Below are 16,745 nucleotides of genomic sequence, written 5' to 3'. Positions count from 1 at the left end.
TTTCGCCACTGTCTCATTCTTTTTCCTCTTTCACTCGGTTTTGGTCGTCTTCTGGTTTTCTAAAAAGTTCTTTAAATTCGTTGTAATCGCGGGTGAAAATTATTCCTCCACCGGTTTCGGTGACCTGTCCCACAGCAAGGTTTTCGTAACTGTTTACTCTAAACGCTTTAAATCTGTAGCGACCGTCTTCGGTAATTTTGTACTCCAGCACAAGGTCTCCAGTGATGTCGCTGGCATTTTGCCGTTGTGCTGCTTCACCTTCTACAGCGATTGAGCTACCAACACGCAAGATCAGCCTGTCGTTCATCAGACTCTTGCTGACGTTTAGGTTAACGTCCGTTTGTCCGGCAGCACCTCCGCTGGAGAAGTCTTCGTAGGATTCGACATCCACCTGCACATCAACACCCTGAATGTATTTGTCAGAAAGTCGATTGAGCTGATCACTGAGGAAGCGGCTCACCGATTTTCGCGCTGCTGAAGAAGCTGGGTTTGAGCCATCATTGGCTCCGGCAGTGGGATCCTCAGCAATGAAGCTATTGAGTACCAGCAAGGCGAAAACCTGTTTGTTCAGTGCAGATTCGTTTTCTCGAAGTTGATTGAGTCGGGCGTAAACCCGTCCACCCATTGCGTTGCGCTGATTTTCGGGAAGCTCAATGTCGAAATTGATGGCTGGAGACATCAGTTCTCCTTTCATCATCAAGTAGACCTTAAATGGCAGTTGACCTTTGAGTTGTTGTAGTTCGGCATTTGTTCCGGTGGAAGAAATGTAGGGAGCTACAAGGTTATAAGGCGAAGTTCTGGTTTCGTAAATGGCTGTGATATCCATTTGAGCTTCTAGCGGATCACCAGACCATTCCAGGCTACTGCCTTCTTTTATAGAAAACTCTCTGCGCATCACACCAAAGGCTTTCATCTCGTACTTACCTTGCTGGATCACGTAGTTTCCAACCATGTTGATGTCGCCTCCTGGATTAATCCCAACACTCAAAGTAGCTCCGCCCTGAACTGAGAGCTTGTCACCAGTAACCGGATCGATGATGATGTTAACCCTCGTTTCTTTGTCGACCGTCACGGTGGAGTTGAAATTCAAATTCGTAAAATCAGCCTGACTGGCAGCGTCCACCTTGCTTCTGGTCAGAATACTTTCTTCAATGCTCGCATCCGGGTCGATGAACTCTACGATTCCGGCACGGTCTCGCGCTGCCACATCGCTTTGAGGAATCAGCATGTTGAATTCAGTTCCTTTTTCGAGGTTGATGTTTGCCGTCACATCGAGGCTGGTCATCGGGCCCTGCACCTGAATGTCGCTGTCGAGAATTACTGTGCCGTAGTAAAATTCGCTAGACTCTTTGGTGGTAGACATCACCTTGTAGTCATTGGTTTTAATAGAAAGATCAAACTCGTAGTCGGTGAAGTTCTCAGTGAGAACGCTTCCATCGATTTGCGCCTTGTTCCCTGTGCTGTCTCTAACGGTGAAGTTTGGAAATCGAAAACCATCAGTTTTGATGTCGATCCGCTCGTTTTGAAGGTTGAAATAGGAGTTGAGGTAATCGACTTTCATCCAGGCCTGATCGAATTTCAGGTTACCATTGATTTGTGGACTCGAAAGCGATCCGTTCACATTCACCTGGCCACGCAAATTTCCGCTCATGTCTGACAGGTAGCCAAGAGTGAAAGGAGTGAAGCTCTCGAGGGAGATTTTATTGATGGCAGTTTTGAGATCGATAGAAGAAGTGCTGTCGGCCAGTGCAAAAGAACCCGTGCTTCGCAGATTATTTCCATTTCCAGTAAGAGCCAGATCGAGATCATAAGTATTGCCTTCAGGGTTTTTCACTGTCAGGTCGATGTTGCCCAGTGGCTTCTCAAAAATGTGGATGTCATTTATTTGCAAATCGGCAGAGAGGTTCTCCTCCTCTTTCATCGTAATTTTTCCGTTGAGCATTCCCGCGAGTGGCACGATCTCTCCCGAGAGCATTCCAGAAATGGCTGCGAGGGAAAAGTCCTGGGCGTTGATTTCATAGCCGCCTTCGATGTCGCGAGCCGTGAGTCGCATTTGCTGGTGAGATATTTCAAATTCTCTGAAGCTCAGTCCATCGTGGATCAACAGTGCATTTTGAGGATTCGCTTTCCACTCGTTGTAGTGCAGGAGTAGCTCTTCGTCCAGCGATACGGCAATGGTATCGTTTAATCGCTGAATGCTGGCGCCAAGTGCGTACTCCTGGGTTTCAGCAGTGTCCAGGATTCCGAGCTTTAGATTGATGTTGCCCTCTCCAATTCGCGCATCTAAAGCTGTCTTGTGAATTGTGAGCGTATCGAAATCGAGCTTATTAAATCCGATTTTTGACTTCAAACTATCCCGGTCTCCGGTCATTGAAAAGGAGAGACTGTCAATTTCAAAACTGGCGTACTGAAGATTGGGTATGTTGATCGACATGTTGACAGCACCAACTTCAGGCTCGTTGAACTGACCTTCGATTAGTCCCACTTCGAAACTTTTAAGTTCTGGAAGAACGACTTCACTGATCAGGTCGGTTTGATTGATCGAAAATGAAAAGGCAAAATGCGGGTTTTGAGCCAGCGTATCGCTGCCAACTTCAAACAAGTCGATGTAATTGTTGACCTGCTGCTGAAGCGAGAGGACAATTTCATCTGGCGGAAGGTTTCCTCGCAGCCAGCCGTTCAGCATGTCTGAGTTGACCTGGAAATCAGTTTTACTTTCGCCCAGCTCTGCATTCACCAAAAGCGAATCGAGGTAGTAGCGGTCCTTTTCTTTTATTACCAAAGCATTTCTCAAATCCACATCGGCCTTTAAGTCGGTTAATCCTGTTCCGCTGGATTTTGCCTTGAGCTTTCCTTTAAGTCGAATGTCTTCCTGAGCGAAGTTGAGGTTTTGCAGGTCGGCTGCTTCTACGTTAACCAGTACTTCAGAGTCAAAGACATTTTGGAGATTGACCGTGTTTTCCAGCGTAACGATGATGTTGGAGTCGCGGATTCCACCTGCGCTTGTCAGCGTTCCATTTTCAATTTCGCCAGATAGGTCAAACGCACGATAATCGTAGCGGTTGAACTCAATTTGGTGCAGCTTCAGGGCGAATTCGTTGTTCATTCGTGACGGCTCAAATCCACTTCCATTCGCTTGAAGTTCGAAGGAGCACAATCCAACTCCTGTGCTGTCTCCTTTGGTTATGGTTTGCAGGTCGAGGCTTTCAGCCGAAATGTCCACATCATAGGAAGGATGAGTCTCCTTTGTGATGTTGGCAAGATGAACGTTTCCGAAAATCTCTCCGAGCTCACTCGAAATGTCAATTTCTGTGTAGAGATCGTTAATTTTTCCTGAAATGTCATAAGTCCCTGAAGTGCGCGAAGGGAGACCTAAACCTTCTGGTAACAGAGCAGGGTGAAGAAATGCCTTTACATCTGAGGCAAAAATTTCGTGCTCCAAACCAAGGTCGAAAGAAAGTAACTCCGGATCGAGAACATCCTGAGCATTTCCTTCAGCGCTAAACCGAGTTTTTTCTCCAAAGCTTAAAGTCAATTTTTCCAGTACAGCATCGGCAGTGCTTCCTTTGGCGATGAGGGAGAAATTGAAATTCGGTTTTTCGGGATTAAAAATGCTATCCGCCAATTGAGGAACCCAGTAGGCCAAGTCGGCTGTCGACACTGTTCTCGAGTCGAGGTTCAGGTTGAAAGTGGCGTTGTTGAGGTCTTCCAAAAAGGCAGCAAAAGAAGGGTAGTCGAGCCTGGCATCGCCACCTATTTCACTTTTTGAAGTAGCCAAAACCAACCCTGAAGCTCTCATTTGTTTGTTGTTGAAAAGAAGGTCGGCTTTGAGTTCTTCTAGTTTGAAGTCATCGCTGGTTTTCAGGGCCAGGTCATTAAGAGTTGCAGAAAGTTCGCTGTTGGCAAGCTCAAAGTTTTCGAGTCCGAGATCGAAGCCATCAACCGAGATGTGGTTGGCGTCAAAACCTGTTGCGGTGTCTGGAAAAGCACGATTGTGATAGTTGAGTTTTAAGTCACTCAGGTCGAGGTCAGCTAGTGAAATTTCCCAGGGAATGTCTAGCGGAAAACTTTGAGGCGAAGTCTCTTCAGAGTCCTTTTTCGTGGTGTCAGGTTCGGAGAAAATAAATGCGGAAAACGAAGAATTACTCAACTCGAACTCTCCCAAGCCGATCTTCTTTTGTGGAATGTCAAGATTTTCGGAAGTGAGCAACAGTGACGAAATATCTGCCGAAAACTCTTGCTGGCTGGGTTGGTTTCTGTACTTAGCTTCAATCGACTTTAGGTTGATGCTCTCGAATCTTACATCGGGCAGAGTAGAGGTTGTAGTGTCTTCCTTTTCGGGCTCCGGCTGACTGTGGATGGCGAGTTCAGCACTGGTGTTTTCAAGAAGTATTTCATCGAGATAAAACTGCTGTTCTTCCAGGTCGAAGGTGTTAAAAGACGTCTCGAAATTTCCAAGGAAGGCATTGGTGCTGTCTCCAGAGTCGTGGTCGTAGTAGCGAGCCCGAATGTTTTTTAGCGAAATATCTTGAATGGCGAATCCCCAGCCTCCTCCCGAGGATGTGTCCTTTGGAGTTGTAGGCTTTGCAGTAGTATCCGAAAAGGCGGTGATAAAATGATTGAAGTTGAAAGTCGAGTCTTTTTTAATGACTCGTGCATTTAAGTCTGCGAGCTCAATTTGCGTGAGCGTAATGTTTTGCGCCATCAAATCACTGAGAGAAATGAAAACTCCAATCTTTCCCGCGTAGAGCAAAGTGTCTTTGTTTCGGTCTTCGACAAACAGATTTTCAATAGACACATTTTTCGGAAAATTGATGTTGAGCTTGCCTATGTCAACAGCGGTATTGGTTTTTCCTTCGACAAACTCTTCGGCCTTGTCTGCTATGAAACGCTGTGTGACAGGCAACTTGAGAGCTACAAAAGCCAGAATTACAAGCACGAGCAGAACGACCAGTGTTATCCACAAGAATTTCCACGCTTTTCGCAATATCTTCTTCATTCTGCTTTCAGTAAACTATTGGGGGAAAGTAAAAGTTTTTACTGTCCTGAGCTTGCCACTGCAGGAAATAGCTCAGTAAACTCCGTTCAATTCAAAATCAATGTTCTGCACATCGACCTTCTTCAATTGAAGGTCTATTTCGCCATCCGCCTTAATCGAATAATGGATAGAATCCCGATTAATAAATCGCTGCCACAAACGGTTTCCAACCTTACCTGGCGATATCTTCACAGGAAGCTCAACGATGTTATTACTCGTCTTTTCCACCTTGACGGATTCTTCAAGGTTTCCACTTGCCCACTCTTCGTTTTCTACCATAAACTGGTAATTCAATCCTTCGATGATCAGCTCAACATTTCCGTAGTTTATAACTTTCACGAACGCCCTCAGTTCGAGAGGTTCTGTGAGTTTTAGTTTCTTCACTTTCAGATCCTCCAGTTTTATTTCCGGAGGAATAGGCACTTCCACTTTCTTGAGCTTTTTTGAGCTCATTTGTTGACGTCCAGCGATCGGTAATTGGTAGTCGATGAAATAATCCAGCTCCAGGTATGTGCTGTCAGTGCCTTGCAGACTGTCGATGATAGATCGCAATTCTTTTGGGTTCAACTTTAGAGCTAGCGGAATGATCGATTCTTTGTTGTTGATCACCAACGTGTCGAAATTCTGCCTGCCTTCCAAAATAACCTGATCGGAAAGTTTCAGTGTGTAATCGATCCCGTAAACTTTGGTGTCCCAGAAGAATCGTGTATCGAGCAAAATTCTCATGTCGATATCCAGTTGTTCCTGACCTTTAAAGTGAATATCCGCTGTGACCTTTTCGACTTCAACTCCTTTTTTGAAGTATTGCCACGCCAGCGCAGCTACGAGAATAATTAAGACAAGTGAAAATAGAATTCCTTTTGTTTTCTTCTTCAAATCGGTTTGATTGATGATTTCTTCAAACAAGACCAATTTCGTTCCGAAAGGAAATTGGGTTTAAGTAACTGTCAATCAGTTCTCTTAAAGGGTGTGGAGATTGCGGGTGTAGACGAATTTCTACGATTTCGGGTCACAGTCTTTTACGCGCTCTGCCGTCTCCTTATCGAAATTGGTGAAGAAGTTGATCCAAATGGATCTGCTGAGGCGATAGAAGTAGGGAAGCGTGATGATGAGAAGAGCAACCCCAAGTCCTAAAAACAAAAGAGGATCTTCGAAGAAACTGAAGGAAATCCAGCCCAGAGCATCGAAAACAGCCAGTGCTACCCAAAGCGCCACCCACAGCGCTACTGTGAGCGCGTAACTCACGTAGGCAGCTCCGAAGAAAAACCCCGGCTCCTTGGTGAACTTCTCACCGCAGCAAGCACACTCCTTGTTCATTTTTGTGAGCGTGTTAAGCTTGTACGGATTAGGATGTTGATAGAGGTTTCCGCGGTGGCATTTTGCACACTTAAACCTAAAGATTGAATAAAGCTTTGTCCCTTTTAACATGGTGCAAAAATATGGCTTTTGAAGCGGAGAATGATTCTAAAAATTCCTGTTAACGGGTGTTAACTTTTGAGGGTGCTGTTAACTTTTATGAGAGTCGTCCGTCTCCCTTTCGAAATCAAATTAAAAACAATCCAAAAAACTTATAACCATGAAATCCATAGCAATAACCCTAAGTATTTTATTTATCAGTTTGGGTCTTAGCGCTCAAAACAATGTGATCGATCGCCATTTCTCTGATCTCTCTGAGGGAGACAAGGTGATGGAAGTGAGTGTTTCCGGATCGATGTTTCAACTGGCCAATGACATTGAAGCCGAAGACGAAGCCACTCGTGAAGTGATTGAAGCTGCCAAGAAGATCAAAGGCATGAAAGTTTTGATTAACGAAGAAAGTGGTGAAAACGGCAAGGCAGTTTTGAAAAGAGTTGAGAGCACCATAAGTGGTGAATTTGAAGAACTGATGCGCGTGAAGGAGTCCAATATGGAAGCTGTGTTCTTTGTGAAAGAGAGCAACGGAATCATCACCGAACTACTCGGTGTAGTGGACGAAGAAAACGAATGGATACTCATTAACATTTGGGGAGAAATTGACCTCAAGCAAGCGGGCTCCATGCTGAGTAAAATGGACTTTGCAAAATCTGAGGAAGTGCAAACTGAATCTCTCGACCTTGCCGGTAGCATCAGCATTTACCCAAATCCTGCTGGAAGAGACGCGAACGTTCAGGTTGATGTTCCAAAAGATCTTGTCGGCTCGCAAATTTTGGTTTTCAACCAGTCCGGAGCAGTTGTTCGCGACCTGAAAATTCAAAATAAAACACAGGATGTGAGGCTTTACGGTTTGCCATCTGGAAACTACGTGATGAAAATTATGAAAGGAAAGGAGCAGGCTTACACGAAAAAGTTTATCATTCAATAGTCTTTTTAGGTGATATGAGGGAAAGGCCGTTTCGGGAATCTGAAGCGGCTTTTTTCATTTTTCTAAAGCAATTTCCACCAAATGAAAATCAAGGCGAATGAGGTGAGAAAAACGATCCCGGCTATCGCTAGCCAGCGGAGCCACTTAGGAGGCCGGCCGTGTTTCGGCATCAGCTTTCCGCTGACGAGTTTGAAATTTATGAAAGCGATTAAGGGTGCAATTAGAAATGAAATAGTCGTAGAAAGGTCAACGAGATTTTTGAGCGATTCTCCGAAAAAGTAGATGATTCCGAAAGCACCCACACCAACTAAAAGCAGAGTGAAGTTGTACGTTTTTGAGTTCGAATCGAGAATCGTTTCCGGGTCGTCATGCGCAGCCTGGGGCCACTTGGTCAACAGTTTTAGTGTTCTTTCCATCACACGCGAGTAGCCATCAAAAATGGCGATGCAGGTGCCGAACATGATGGAGAAAGCCGAAGCAGCGATCAGGAAGTAGCTCCAGTCGCCCATTGTCTCTGTGTAAAGTCCGATAACTGCATTTGCAAAATCACCCGATCCATGGGGCATGGTTTTGTCCGTTCCAAAAATCAGAAATGCACCGAGGATCAAAAAACACGGTCCTAGTACAGCCGAAGCGATGTAGCCAAAATTAAAATCGAAAAGTGTTTCACTGAGTTTGGGCCGGTAGCCGGTTTGTTTGATTCGTTCCAACGTCCACAGGCTGTTCCACGAAGAGAGGTCGATTGCAGAGGGCATCCAGCCCATGAGCGCTATAAGAAATGGGAAACCCATGTGCTCTGGGTTTAGCACTTTTGTGTTAAGCCAGTTAAAAGGTTCGTCTGTTGCCGGTCCTTTGTTGAGCGTCAAAACAACTGCGAGTACCGTGGAAATCAGCAAGACCGTTCCAATGACTTTTATGAGACTATCGAGTGCTCCGTATTTTCCAGCCAGCAGGATGCCGATGCAAATAGAAAATAAGATTCCCGTTGTCCACCAAATGCCGCGATTGCCAAGCAATGCCGACACTCCAAAGAGATTATCCATAAATCCTGCTGTGACAGCACCTACAGCTGCGGCAACAAAAAACATAGAAGCGAGCGTGAGGATGAAGTAGAGCCAAAGCATCCACTTTCCCGTTCTTCGATAGCCATCGATAATACTCTCGCCTGTAGCGTTTGCATAGCGCGACCCAAACTCGAAAAAAGGATACTTGAAGAGATTGGCTGCTGCCACTGCCCAGAGCAAACCAAATCCGTAGACGGCACCAGCACGTGTACTTTGCACAAGGTGGCTTACCCCAATGCATGTGCTGGCAAAGAGAATCCCCGGCCCGAGAGATTTGAGTAAGTTGGTTAGGCGCTCGTTCATCGAGTCGGAAAATTAAAAATTTGATACTCACCAGCCAAGGTTAGAGAATTCTTTTGGCGAAGTCTTATATTTACGTAGAACCAATTTTGCGCCATCATGAAAACTATGCAGCAGTGGTTTGACGATTACGGAGTGAGTCATCAAAACGCCACCAACAAAGCCATTCACTGGATTTGCGTTCCAGCAATTTTCTTCTCCATCGTTGGTCTGCTCTCGCTTGTTCCACTGCCTTTTGGTAACTTTTCAGCAGGAGTGGAACCTCACATCCATCTCGGCTCACTGGTGATTTTAGTCGGATTGCTTTTCTACCTGCGGATTTCTTTTCCAATCTTTTTGGGGATGGCCATTTTCTCTGCAGCAGTGCTTTGGCTGGCAGCAACAGTAAACGCAGCTTTTCCCGAAAACGCCTGGTTGGTTTACCTCACCATTTTTGTTGTCGCCTGGATAGGTCAGTTTATTGGTCACAAGATCGAAGGCGCAAAACCGAGCTTTTTCAAAGACATTCAATTTCTGATGATCGGCCCTGCCTGGTTGCTCGGCTTCATTTATCGCAGTCTGGGGGTGCGCTACTGATATGAGCTCAGGAGAAATAAAAATCGATTATCCTCTCAAAATCCGAAGGTACACCCGGGCCCACCTCGATTATCTTATAAAATCGCAGGCTGAAGAATCTATTCACCTCGAATTTAAAGCCGGCTGGGCGATCGAGAACACCGACTACAAAAAGAAGGAGATCAGCAAGGACGTTTCAGCCATGGCAAACTCCGATGGAGGAGTGGTGATCTATGGACTCAACGAAGAAAATCACAAGGCCGATTCTTACAGTTTTATTAATGGAAATGAGTACAGTAAGGAATGGCTTGAGCAGGTGATCAACTCCAGGATCAAAAGAAGAATTCCAGATTTGACGATCGATGTCATTCGCGTTCAAAACAAAATCAGCAAGTCGATTTACGTTGTAAAAGTCCCCCGAAGCTATGAGGCTCCCCACATGGCAGCAGATGGGCGCTACTACAAGCGGTTCAACTTTGAGTCGGTGAGGATGGAAGAGTACGAGGTGCGAGATGCGTTCAACCGGATCACCGAGACCATGCTAAAAATCCGCCCCCTGGAGTTTAGCGGCAAGTTGAGAAACCTGAAGAAAACCGGAGTTTTTTACGAGCTGGATGTGGTAGCTGATGTGCAAAACATCAGCAAGTCCATTGAACACACTTACAAAACGATTATCAAAATCCCCAGACAGGTTTACGATCAATCGAGCGAATCGAAAGACCTGTACAGCTTTTTTCAGAAATACGAGCGAGACTATGCAGTTCTTGCCTTTCCCGGAGAAAACCCACTTTTCCCCAAGGAGATCACAACAGTTGTAAACTGTAAATTGAACATCGATCAACACGGCTATGAGGCTTGCCAACGATTCCCTCTAAAGTTGAGACTTTACTATGGAAACGGAGTCTACCAGCGGGAATACTATCTCACCAAATATTTGCGTCACAACTCGAAACTCGTGAAGGAGAAAGATTTCGTCACTGAGAAATAAGCCCTTTTTTTCGAGCGTCCTCCATGGCATCGGCAGAATCTTTCACAAGTAGCATCTCTGTAGTTGGGTGATCTAGATTTTCAGCAAGCTTCCGAACTTCGCGATCGCGTTTTTTCTTAGTGACATCTCTAATATAAATGCTAATGATCCTCGCGGGAAACTCGAGCGTGATTTGAGAGTAGAGCTCGGGGTCGTGCTGTCCGCTGTCGCCAATCAGCACAAAATTCATATCTGGATAAGTCTCCAGAATAGATCTGATTTTTTCGAGTTTGTGATCGTGTTGGCCACCTCCGGATTTCAGAAGTTTTATGAGGCTTGCTTTGAGTGGTTTCAGGAGAAACGGCCCCTTGGGAATGTTGTGAAACTTGCAAAAGTCGACAAGCAAATCGTACAGGTTCCATTCGCTACTGGAAACAAAGAAGATCGGATTTTTACCGCTTTTGCACAATCCGTGATAAAATTCGCTGACACCCTCAAAAGGCATTCGAGTGTGGGCATTTTTAGTGAGCATCAGTCGCATTTTTTTGCGCAGCTTGGCCGAGTAAGAAACCATAAATGTGTCGTCCACATCGCTGATCACGCCAAATTCGGGATTGCTCTTTGGGATCAGAACTTCGCCCTCTGCACTTATTTCTCCCTGGTTTTCGATCAGTTCATCGAGCAACTTCACAGAATAGGGAACCCAATCTTCGGCCGAGTTGAGTGGTTTCGAAAGTTCTATTTCGAGATTGAAGATTCCATTATCATCTGTAGTGACCTCAATGCACTCTTCACCAATTTGAATTTCGACACGCACTGCCGGAATGTTATCGCTGATATATCTCCTCAACATGGCGCCCATATTTCTCCACACATTTGCTTCCACTCTTGGCTGAGCCAAACCCCGATCTTCCATCACACGACCGCGCACCACAATTTTGTTTTCATTCCCGAATCCCCTGAATGGCAGAATCACTGGCTTACCGAGCATTCCTAGTTTTTGCTTGAGAAAGAGAGATACCTTTTCGGTGAGAGGTTTTAACATCGGCAGATATTTTTAGGCTTCGGATTTATTTTTGCAAACTTGTCTCCAACAATCGTCAATGATGCAAGAAAAGAAATTCCTCTTCGTAATCAATCCTATTTCCGGAGGTGTAGACAAGTCGCTTCTGCCGCAAAAGATCGAAATTTTTTCTAAGCGCTACAGTCTCCAAACGGAGATCATAAAGACAACCGGAGAAAACGATCCGGAGCGAATTGAGGAGCTAATCGAATCCTTTGCACCCGACACTCTTGTGGCTTGCGGAGGGGACGGAACTGTGAATATGGTAGCGCAAATTGCCTTCAAGAGAAATTGTGAACTGGGCTTAATTCCCGGAGGGTCGGCCAACGGAATGGCTACCGAGCTGGGCATTCCAGATGATTTTGATGAGGCACTCGATTTTTTGGTCGAGTCTAAAACCATTGCATGTGACCTGTTGCGTGTCAATGATCATTTGTGTATCCACCTGGCAGATGTTGGTCTGAATGCAGCTTTGATCGAGCGATTTGAGAAAAGTAATCAGCGCGGCTGGTGGGGCTATGCCCGGGAGTTTGTGCAGCAGTGGAAGGAGCGTTACGAAGTTCGCTATCAAGTGAAAACAGACGGAGAATCCAAAGAGAGAAAAATCAAAGGACTGGTAGCTATCATTGCCAATGCTACTGTGTTTGGAACCGGAGCATGCGTGAACCCGAATGGTAAGATTAACGATGGAGTTTTCGAAATTATCGTGTTCAAACCGCAGGGTATTTTTGGCTTTTTAGGAACCACACTGAGGTCATTTTTTGGCAAGTTGAGCAACAGTCCTTTTGCGAAGACTATCTCAGCGAAATCCGCACAACTCACTTTGAGCAAAGAGCAACCGCTTCAAGTTGATGGCGAGTTCATTTGCAAAACCAGGAGGGTGGATATTTCGGTAGAAGAAAGCGCCCTCAAAATTATTGGCTCCAACCGTTATCAAAACGGTCTTCAAATTTTCGACTAGTTGTTCGCCTATCCTGCTGTTTGCCTGTACTGTAGAATTCTGTCTACAATTAGAATTGACATGCTCGTCAATGATCCTTAAATTAGCTTCCAGATAGAGAAGGAAATTGAATGAAATTTCTTCGCGCTATTTACAGTTAAAGGATAAAAGGCTCGACAAGAATGGGACTTCATAGATGGGAGTTTTTTGAAGATAGAAACGGAGAGTTCAGGTGGAGAAAAACTGCCGGGAATGGGATGATCGTTGGAGCTTCAGTGAAATCTTTCAAAAGTCGCAAAGGCGCGATTGACGATGCCAGACTGAACGGTTACACGGATGAAGAACTGTAATCTGTTCTTGATACAGTTCAACTCATGCCTGATCACTTGAGCCTCACGCCCTTTATCTAGTGCTTCAGGACATTCTAAATTTGTTGAATTCGTCTGTAATCAAAGGCAGCTCCTGATTGGAGCCCGATTCATTAAGATTATCTCAAACATTTTTTTGCCGTACAATCGATTTTATTCTTAAATTCATAATCCCTTTTTTAAGACAACTAAAAGCTAAATCACTCTTTATGAATGAACTCGACCAACTAAAGCTGAGGCTGGAAACAGTTAAAGCGAAAAAAATGCTGATTGTGAAATCTTCCAATTACTCGCAGGTTTCCCACCTGAAACAGGAAGAAAAATCAATCCTCGATCGAATTCGAGATTTTAGGTCTAAAGAGAGCAAAGAGGCTTAATCGCCTGGATGCTTTTTTCAAAAAGCTTTGAAAAACCCGGACAGCGAAAGCTCGTTCGGGTTTTTTGTTGCCATTCAAAGAGAACGAATAGGTTCAGATAGCCCAACCCTCGGCTGTGGTTTCCCGATAAATCATTAAGATTCTAGCTGAAGTAGGGAATAGAAAAGCCAAATCATTCAATTGATAATCCCAGCGTTGGTAAAAGATTGATCAGAATATCCTAGTCTTCACTTGCTTCAATTGATAATGTTCGGTTTTCAAAATCTGAAACATCAATTGAATAGGTGAAGTTACCTGTTCCAAGTGGTTGCTCTCCAACAAAGTCTATAGGCTGAAGTATAAATTCTTTTTCCTCAATGATGAGGTTCACGTATGCGTACCTGTAAGCTGTCTCAAACGGTCTATAGCAAGTTGTTTCACCTTTTTCTATGATTCCATAATTTGTGAGGTTCCCATTCGGATCGATGACTACGTTGCAAAAGTCGTAGTCACTCACATTTTTAACTCTAATATTGGACTGAGTAGTGTCAACAGCACAAGGTGCCACTGTATGTTCCTCACAAGTTGTTTCATCTTCTTTTTCACATGAAGAAAGAAGTAGAAGAGTAAAAAGTACGGGAAGTAAGAATATCAGGCGTTTCATATAATTTTGCGTTAGTTTGGTTTGTATTTCGGATATATTACATGAGTATAATCAGATATGTTTTATTAACTCCGAAACATACAGAATATTTTAATGAACCATTTGGCTTTATTTTCAATATCTATGATTCCTGTGGTATTCGAATTATTAGTCTTCAGTCCTTCATGTTTGGTAATGGCATAGTTTGCAATACTCTTTGGATCAAGACTCTCATGGTTTTCTCTACTTCAATTATACAATAATTTCATTTTCCAATCTTTATAAATCTGTGAGTCAGTGAATAACAATCCATCTTGGAGTAAAGCTGCTATTTAATGCACTGTGCAAACTCTAGTGTCATTTCAACTCTTCTAGTAATTGATTTAGATCTAGTGGCCGGGTATACATTTCGATTGAGCCATCCGATTTTTTGGGCCATTGGTCTTTCGACCTGTCCCAGTAAAGTTCAACCCCATTTCCATCCGGATCATCGAGATACAGTGCTTCGGAGACTCCGTGATCTGCGGCTCCAGTTAAAGGGTAATCAGCCATCTGAATTCTGTGAAGAATGTATGCGAGGTCTTTACGCGTTGGGAGAAGTATGGCTGTGTGAAAAAGCCCCGTAGTGTTTCTGGGAGCCGAAGGGCCATTTTTGCTGAACCAGGTGTTCAACCCGATGTGATGGTGGTAGCCGCCAGCGGAAATAAACGCAGCATCGCTCCCATAAGTAGTTATCAACTCGAAACCCAGAAGCCCGCAGTAAAAGTCAAGCGATTTCTGCAGATTTGAAACTTTCAAATGAACATGCCCTATCCGTGTACCTGAGGGGATTTTGTAGTCTTCATTCATCTCCATCGATTTGTCTTTGTGTTTGTTGAAAGCATTGATTCGTCTGTCAAAGCAATAGGCGTTCACCTGTCAATTATATTCATCAATCCACCTTGTCAACGATCAGGCCTATTTCCATTGCATAGTGCAAGGGATCCACTGGCATTATGTGCTCAACTACATAAGTGTAGGTTCCTGTCTCGTCAAATTTCTTATCCGTCTCTACCAGGTGCTCACTGTCCCAAATGTCGAGGCCGGGGTCGCCAATGTATTCACCATTCTCATCTCTCACTTTTAGCTCGTACTCGTTAACTGACTCATCGCCACTGGGGCTCGTTTCAGTAACTTTAACCCTGACAACCTGAAACTGATAACCAGTGGCGTAGCGAAACGATAAGCTCAAATTATAGAGTGCACTGTTGTCCTCCACAGGCACATTGAACTCGCGTTTATCTTCCTTCAACCACTCAACATCCGGTGACAATTCTTTGTGGTCGGCATAAACTTGTCCTTCGGGTTTACAACCGATTAGAATGGTTGCTAAAAACAGTATTGATAAAAAGAAGTTGGTTTTCATGTATAATGATTTTTTCAAATTGGTTAAAACTGGTAATGACAGGTATTTCAAAAATGCAACGTTGTTTTGAAAGGAATATTCACTCAATGAACCTCAATTGTGAGGCATCGTGACTTTTGAATTTCAGAATGTACTTTTCATAACTGCGATTTTAGGCAGTTTATCAGAATAAAAAAATGTCGATCTTGTCGATTGAAACATTACAACCTCCGAATATGTCAAGGAACCAGGTTTTTACTCCTTTTCTGCTGCTCTGTGTTTTGTCCGTTTCCGCTGGATGTAATTTCTCTGCGGAAAACGAGGACAAATCAAGGGTGCCAAATACTCATACTATGGAAACTCCTCAGGACAGCTCATCAAGTAGCTACAAAATTTATCCTTTCCCGGTCGGAGACAACTTCGTGGCAATTTCGCCATTGCCCGGTAAAGAAAACCTCGAGGAGGATGTGAAGATGTTGAAAGACCAAAATATCACAGCCGTAGTTTCACTGGTTTCAAAAGAAGAGCTGAAGGAGAAGGGGCTGACGAATTTTTTCGAGGTTTTTGAGTCACACGGAATTGAAGTTTACCATTCGCCAATAGTAGATTACGGACTGCCTGAGCAAAGTCAAATGGATAGCATTCTTAACTATGTGCAATCTCAGCTCGACAGCGGAGAAAATGTGCTGGTGCACTGCATGGGAGGCTACGGGCGCAGCGGCACCGTGATGGGCTCCTATGCAAATGCCATTCTCGGTGTGGATGATCCGATAGAATATGTGAGGGAAACTCGCGGCCAGGACGCGATTGAAACAAAAGAACAGGAAGAGTTTGTGAGGAGTTATACTAATTTAGTAAAATGAAAGTGGGCCTGTTTTCTCACGTAGATGAAGAGCAAGTGAAAGTGCTCGGGAAAATTATATTAGAAATAGTCGATAAAAAATCAATCAATCTTAAACCTGGGCTATTAAGCTTGTTTCTCTTAGGATTTCGTCTATAATGTTCTCGAGTCTTTCCAGTTTTGTCAAATAATTGGTAATTCCCCAGGCTTGGTTATCCATGTGGTTTTCAAATTCCAATTCCTGAAAAAGCAGGTGATTTTGCGGTGGAAATTTCGATGGTCCGTTCATTTTCAGAAGCCCGTATTGGTCAATATCTTTCAACGATCCGTTTCTGGTGAGATACGGCAGTGTTTGGGTTGAGCTCATTTCGTCCATGGTGTCATAGCCTTCTTCTTTTTCATCTATGGCACTACCCCAATCAAAGATTAGCATGCGCAACGATTCGGATGAAATCAGGTTGAGTTTTCCGGAAGAAATCAACTCGGAGATCACTGATTCACTCGGACTGAAGTCACTGTAATCGAGGGCGAGATAGAGGAGGCTGTCGGTGTTGTGCTGTAAAATCAACTCTTGAGTTTCACCGATCAAATTCATCACTTCTTGCGTTGCTTTAAAAAGAGCCCGGTGGTAATTGATGGTAGAATCGAGCTTCACTTTGTTCTTTTCAAATTCCTTGCGGAGATCAAGTATGATAAGTTTTTCTTTGTCCTTGTTGATGCGGTTTTCATTCCAGGAATTAATCTGCAATGCGATTAATATCCCAATCACCACCAGCACGATTTCTCCCACGGCATAGGTGAAATAGCGTGCAATACGGCCTTGGACTAGTAACTTTTTTCGAATTCGGTGGAAGATTTTCATAATTAGTCAGTATACATAGTGTT

At 44.1% G+C, this 16,745-nt stretch carries 16 protein-coding genes; 7 read left to right on the top strand and 9 right to left on the bottom strand.

Annotation, left to right across the window (positions count from 1 at the left end; genetic code table 11):
- Positions 1 to 13: 13 nt before the first annotated feature.
- The 3 genes from ABHV44_RS13905 to ABHV44_RS13895 all read right to left on the bottom strand — a co-directional run bounded on the left by ABHV44_RS13905 (position 14) and on the right by ABHV44_RS13895 (position 6,466).
- A complete protein-coding gene (locus ABHV44_RS13905; protein WP_459075313.1) occupies positions 14 to 4,999 on the bottom strand; it encodes a translocation/assembly module TamB domain-containing protein in 4,986 nt (1,661 codons plus the stop codon).
- 72 nt (positions 5,000 to 5,071) lie between these two features.
- Positions 5,072 to 5,914 (bottom strand): hypothetical protein, encoded by an 843-nt coding sequence (locus ABHV44_RS13900; protein ID WP_459075312.1) that lies wholly within the window; start codon positions 5,912 to 5,914, stop codon positions 5,072 to 5,074.
- Between the two features lie 120 nt (positions 5,915 to 6,034).
- Positions 6,035 to 6,466, bottom strand: coding sequence for a DUF983 domain-containing protein (locus ABHV44_RS13895; RefSeq protein WP_459075311.1), 432 nt, complete (start codon positions 6,464 to 6,466; stop codon positions 6,035 to 6,037).
- Between the two features lie 148 nt (positions 6,467 to 6,614).
- On the opposite strand from ABHV44_RS13895, the gene ABHV44_RS13890 reads away from it, so the two are divergent.
- Entirely contained in the window at positions 6,615 to 7,379 is a 765-nt protein-coding gene (locus ABHV44_RS13890; protein ID WP_459075310.1) for a DUF4252 domain-containing protein, read from the top strand.
- A gap of 62 nt (positions 7,380 to 7,441) precedes the next feature.
- Here the strand turns inward: ABHV44_RS13890 and ABHV44_RS13885 are convergent, their stop codons facing one another.
- On the bottom strand, positions 7,442 to 8,746 hold the full coding sequence (locus tag ABHV44_RS13885) for an Nramp family divalent metal transporter (protein WP_459075309.1): 1,305 nt from the start codon (positions 8,744 to 8,746) through the stop codon (positions 7,442 to 7,444).
- A 96-nt stretch (positions 8,747 to 8,842) separates the two neighbouring features.
- Here ABHV44_RS13885 and ABHV44_RS13880 point away from each other — a divergent pair, with 96 nt between their 5' ends.
- Positions 8,843 to 9,319, top strand: a complete 477-nt coding sequence (locus ABHV44_RS13880) for an Mpo1 family 2-hydroxy fatty acid dioxygenase (RefSeq protein WP_459075308.1) — start codon at positions 8,843 to 8,845, stop codon at positions 9,317 to 9,319.
- Between the two features lies 1 nt (position 9,320).
- On the top strand, positions 9,321 to 10,286 hold the full coding sequence (locus tag ABHV44_RS13875; RefSeq protein ID WP_459075307.1) for an AlbA family DNA-binding domain-containing protein: 966 nt from the start codon (positions 9,321 to 9,323) through the stop codon (positions 10,284 to 10,286).
- On the opposite strand, the gene ABHV44_RS13870 is transcribed toward ABHV44_RS13875, so the two are convergent.
- Positions 10,273 to 11,310, bottom strand: coding sequence for an App1 family protein (locus ABHV44_RS13870; protein WP_459075306.1), 1,038 nt, complete (start codon positions 11,308 to 11,310; stop codon positions 10,273 to 10,275). The genes ABHV44_RS13875 and ABHV44_RS13870 overlap by 14 nt on opposite strands.
- A gap of 58 nt (positions 11,311 to 11,368) precedes the next feature.
- On the opposite strand from ABHV44_RS13870, the gene ABHV44_RS13865 reads away from it, so the two are divergent.
- The 3 genes from ABHV44_RS13865 to ABHV44_RS13855 all read left to right on the top strand — a co-directional run bounded on the left by ABHV44_RS13865 (position 11,369) and on the right by ABHV44_RS13855 (position 13,013).
- Positions 11,369 to 12,289: a diacylglycerol/lipid kinase family protein gene (locus tag ABHV44_RS13865; RefSeq protein ID WP_459075305.1), complete on the top strand. Its 921-nt coding sequence runs from the start codon at positions 11,369 to 11,371 to the stop codon at positions 12,287 to 12,289.
- 161 nt (positions 12,290 to 12,450) lie between these two features.
- Complete coding sequence (locus tag ABHV44_RS13860; RefSeq protein WP_459075304.1) at positions 12,451 to 12,618, top strand: YegP family protein; 168 nt, start codon at positions 12,451 to 12,453, stop codon at positions 12,616 to 12,618.
- 227 nt (positions 12,619 to 12,845) lie between these two features.
- Positions 12,846 to 13,013: a hypothetical protein gene (locus tag ABHV44_RS13855; protein ID WP_459075303.1), complete on the top strand. Its 168-nt coding sequence runs from the start codon at positions 12,846 to 12,848 to the stop codon at positions 13,011 to 13,013.
- A 220-nt stretch (positions 13,014 to 13,233) separates the two neighbouring features.
- Here the strand turns inward: ABHV44_RS13855 and ABHV44_RS13850 are convergent, their stop codons facing one another.
- The 3 genes from ABHV44_RS13850 to ABHV44_RS13840 form a co-directional block, all read right to left on the bottom strand.
- Entirely contained in the window at positions 13,234 to 13,656 is a 423-nt protein-coding gene (locus ABHV44_RS13850) for a hypothetical protein (RefSeq protein ID WP_459075302.1), read from the bottom strand.
- Between the two features lie 336 nt (positions 13,657 to 13,992).
- On the bottom strand, positions 13,993 to 14,484 hold the full coding sequence (locus ABHV44_RS13845; protein WP_459075301.1) for a VOC family protein: 492 nt from the start codon (positions 14,482 to 14,484) through the stop codon (positions 13,993 to 13,995).
- Positions 14,485 to 14,566: 82 nt separating this feature from the next.
- The gene (locus ABHV44_RS13840) at positions 14,567 to 15,040 is read right to left on the bottom strand and encodes a gliding motility lipoprotein GldH (RefSeq protein WP_459075300.1); all 474 of its coding nucleotides are present in this window, start codon (positions 15,038 to 15,040) and stop codon (positions 14,567 to 14,569) included.
- Positions 15,041 to 15,255: 215 nt separating this feature from the next.
- Between ABHV44_RS13840 and ABHV44_RS13835 the strand changes: the two genes are divergently transcribed.
- On the top strand, positions 15,256 to 15,882 hold the full coding sequence (locus tag ABHV44_RS13835) for a protein-tyrosine phosphatase family protein (RefSeq protein WP_459075299.1): 627 nt from the start codon (positions 15,256 to 15,258) through the stop codon (positions 15,880 to 15,882).
- A 90-nt stretch (positions 15,883 to 15,972) separates the two neighbouring features.
- On the opposite strand, the gene ABHV44_RS13830 is transcribed toward ABHV44_RS13835, so the two are convergent.
- Positions 15,973 to 16,722 (bottom strand): DUF6090 family protein, encoded by a 750-nt coding sequence (locus ABHV44_RS13830; protein ID WP_459075298.1) that lies wholly within the window; start codon positions 16,720 to 16,722, stop codon positions 15,973 to 15,975.
- Positions 16,723 to 16,745 lie beyond the last annotated feature (23 nt).

The organism is Halocola ammonii (genome assembly GCF_049334165.1).
In the GTDB taxonomy this organism is placed as follows: Bacteria; Bacteroidota; Bacteroidia; order Flavobacteriales_D; family Sanyastnellaceae; genus JBEGHD01.
Note: the sequence above shows the minus strand (reverse complement) of the source record. Positions and strands in the feature narration are given on the sequence as shown.

What these genes read in the sequence shown, in the direction of transcription:
- ABHV44_RS13905 (WP_459075313.1), bottom strand. Translation starts at nt 4,999, where the DNA reads ATGAAGAAGATATTGCGAAAAGCGTGGAAATTCTTGTGGATAACACTG.
- ABHV44_RS13895 (WP_459075311.1), bottom strand. Translation starts at nt 6,466, where the DNA reads ATGTTAAAAGGGACAAAGCTTTATTCAATCTTTAGGTTTAAGTGTGCA.
- ABHV44_RS13890 (WP_459075310.1), top strand. Translation starts at nt 6,615, where the DNA reads ATGAAATCCATAGCAATAACCCTAAGTATTTTATTTATCAGTTTGGGT.
- ABHV44_RS13885 (WP_459075309.1), bottom strand. Translation starts at nt 8,746, where the DNA reads ATGAACGAGCGCCTAACCAACTTACTCAAATCTCTCGGGCCGGGGATT.
- ABHV44_RS13880 (WP_459075308.1), top strand. Translation starts at nt 8,843, where the DNA reads ATGAAAACTATGCAGCAGTGGTTTGACGATTACGGAGTGAGTCATCAA.
- ABHV44_RS13875 (WP_459075307.1), top strand. Translation starts at nt 9,321, where the DNA reads ATGAGCTCAGGAGAAATAAAAATCGATTATCCTCTCAAAATCCGAAGG.
- ABHV44_RS13870 (WP_459075306.1), bottom strand. Translation starts at nt 11,310, where the DNA reads ATGTTAAAACCTCTCACCGAAAAGGTATCTCTCTTTCTCAAGCAAAAA.
- ABHV44_RS13865 (WP_459075305.1), top strand. Translation starts at nt 11,369, where the DNA reads ATGATGCAAGAAAAGAAATTCCTCTTCGTAATCAATCCTATTTCCGGA.
- ABHV44_RS13860 (WP_459075304.1), top strand. Translation starts at nt 12,451, where the DNA reads ATGGGACTTCATAGATGGGAGTTTTTTGAAGATAGAAACGGAGAGTTC.
- ABHV44_RS13855 (WP_459075303.1), top strand. Translation starts at nt 12,846, where the DNA reads ATGAATGAACTCGACCAACTAAAGCTGAGGCTGGAAACAGTTAAAGCG.
- ABHV44_RS13850 (WP_459075302.1), bottom strand. Translation starts at nt 13,656, where the DNA reads ATGAAACGCCTGATATTCTTACTTCCCGTACTTTTTACTCTTCTACTT.
- ABHV44_RS13845 (WP_459075301.1), bottom strand. Translation starts at nt 14,484, where the DNA reads ATGAATGAAGACTACAAAATCCCCTCAGGTACACGGATAGGGCATGTT.
- ABHV44_RS13840 (WP_459075300.1), bottom strand. Translation starts at nt 15,040, where the DNA reads ATGAAAACCAACTTCTTTTTATCAATACTGTTTTTAGCAACCATTCTA.
- ABHV44_RS13835 (WP_459075299.1), top strand. Translation starts at nt 15,256, where the DNA reads ATGTCAAGGAACCAGGTTTTTACTCCTTTTCTGCTGCTCTGTGTTTTG.
- ABHV44_RS13830 (WP_459075298.1), bottom strand. Translation starts at nt 16,722, where the DNA reads ATGAAAATCTTCCACCGAATTCGAAAAAAGTTACTAGTCCAAGGCCGT.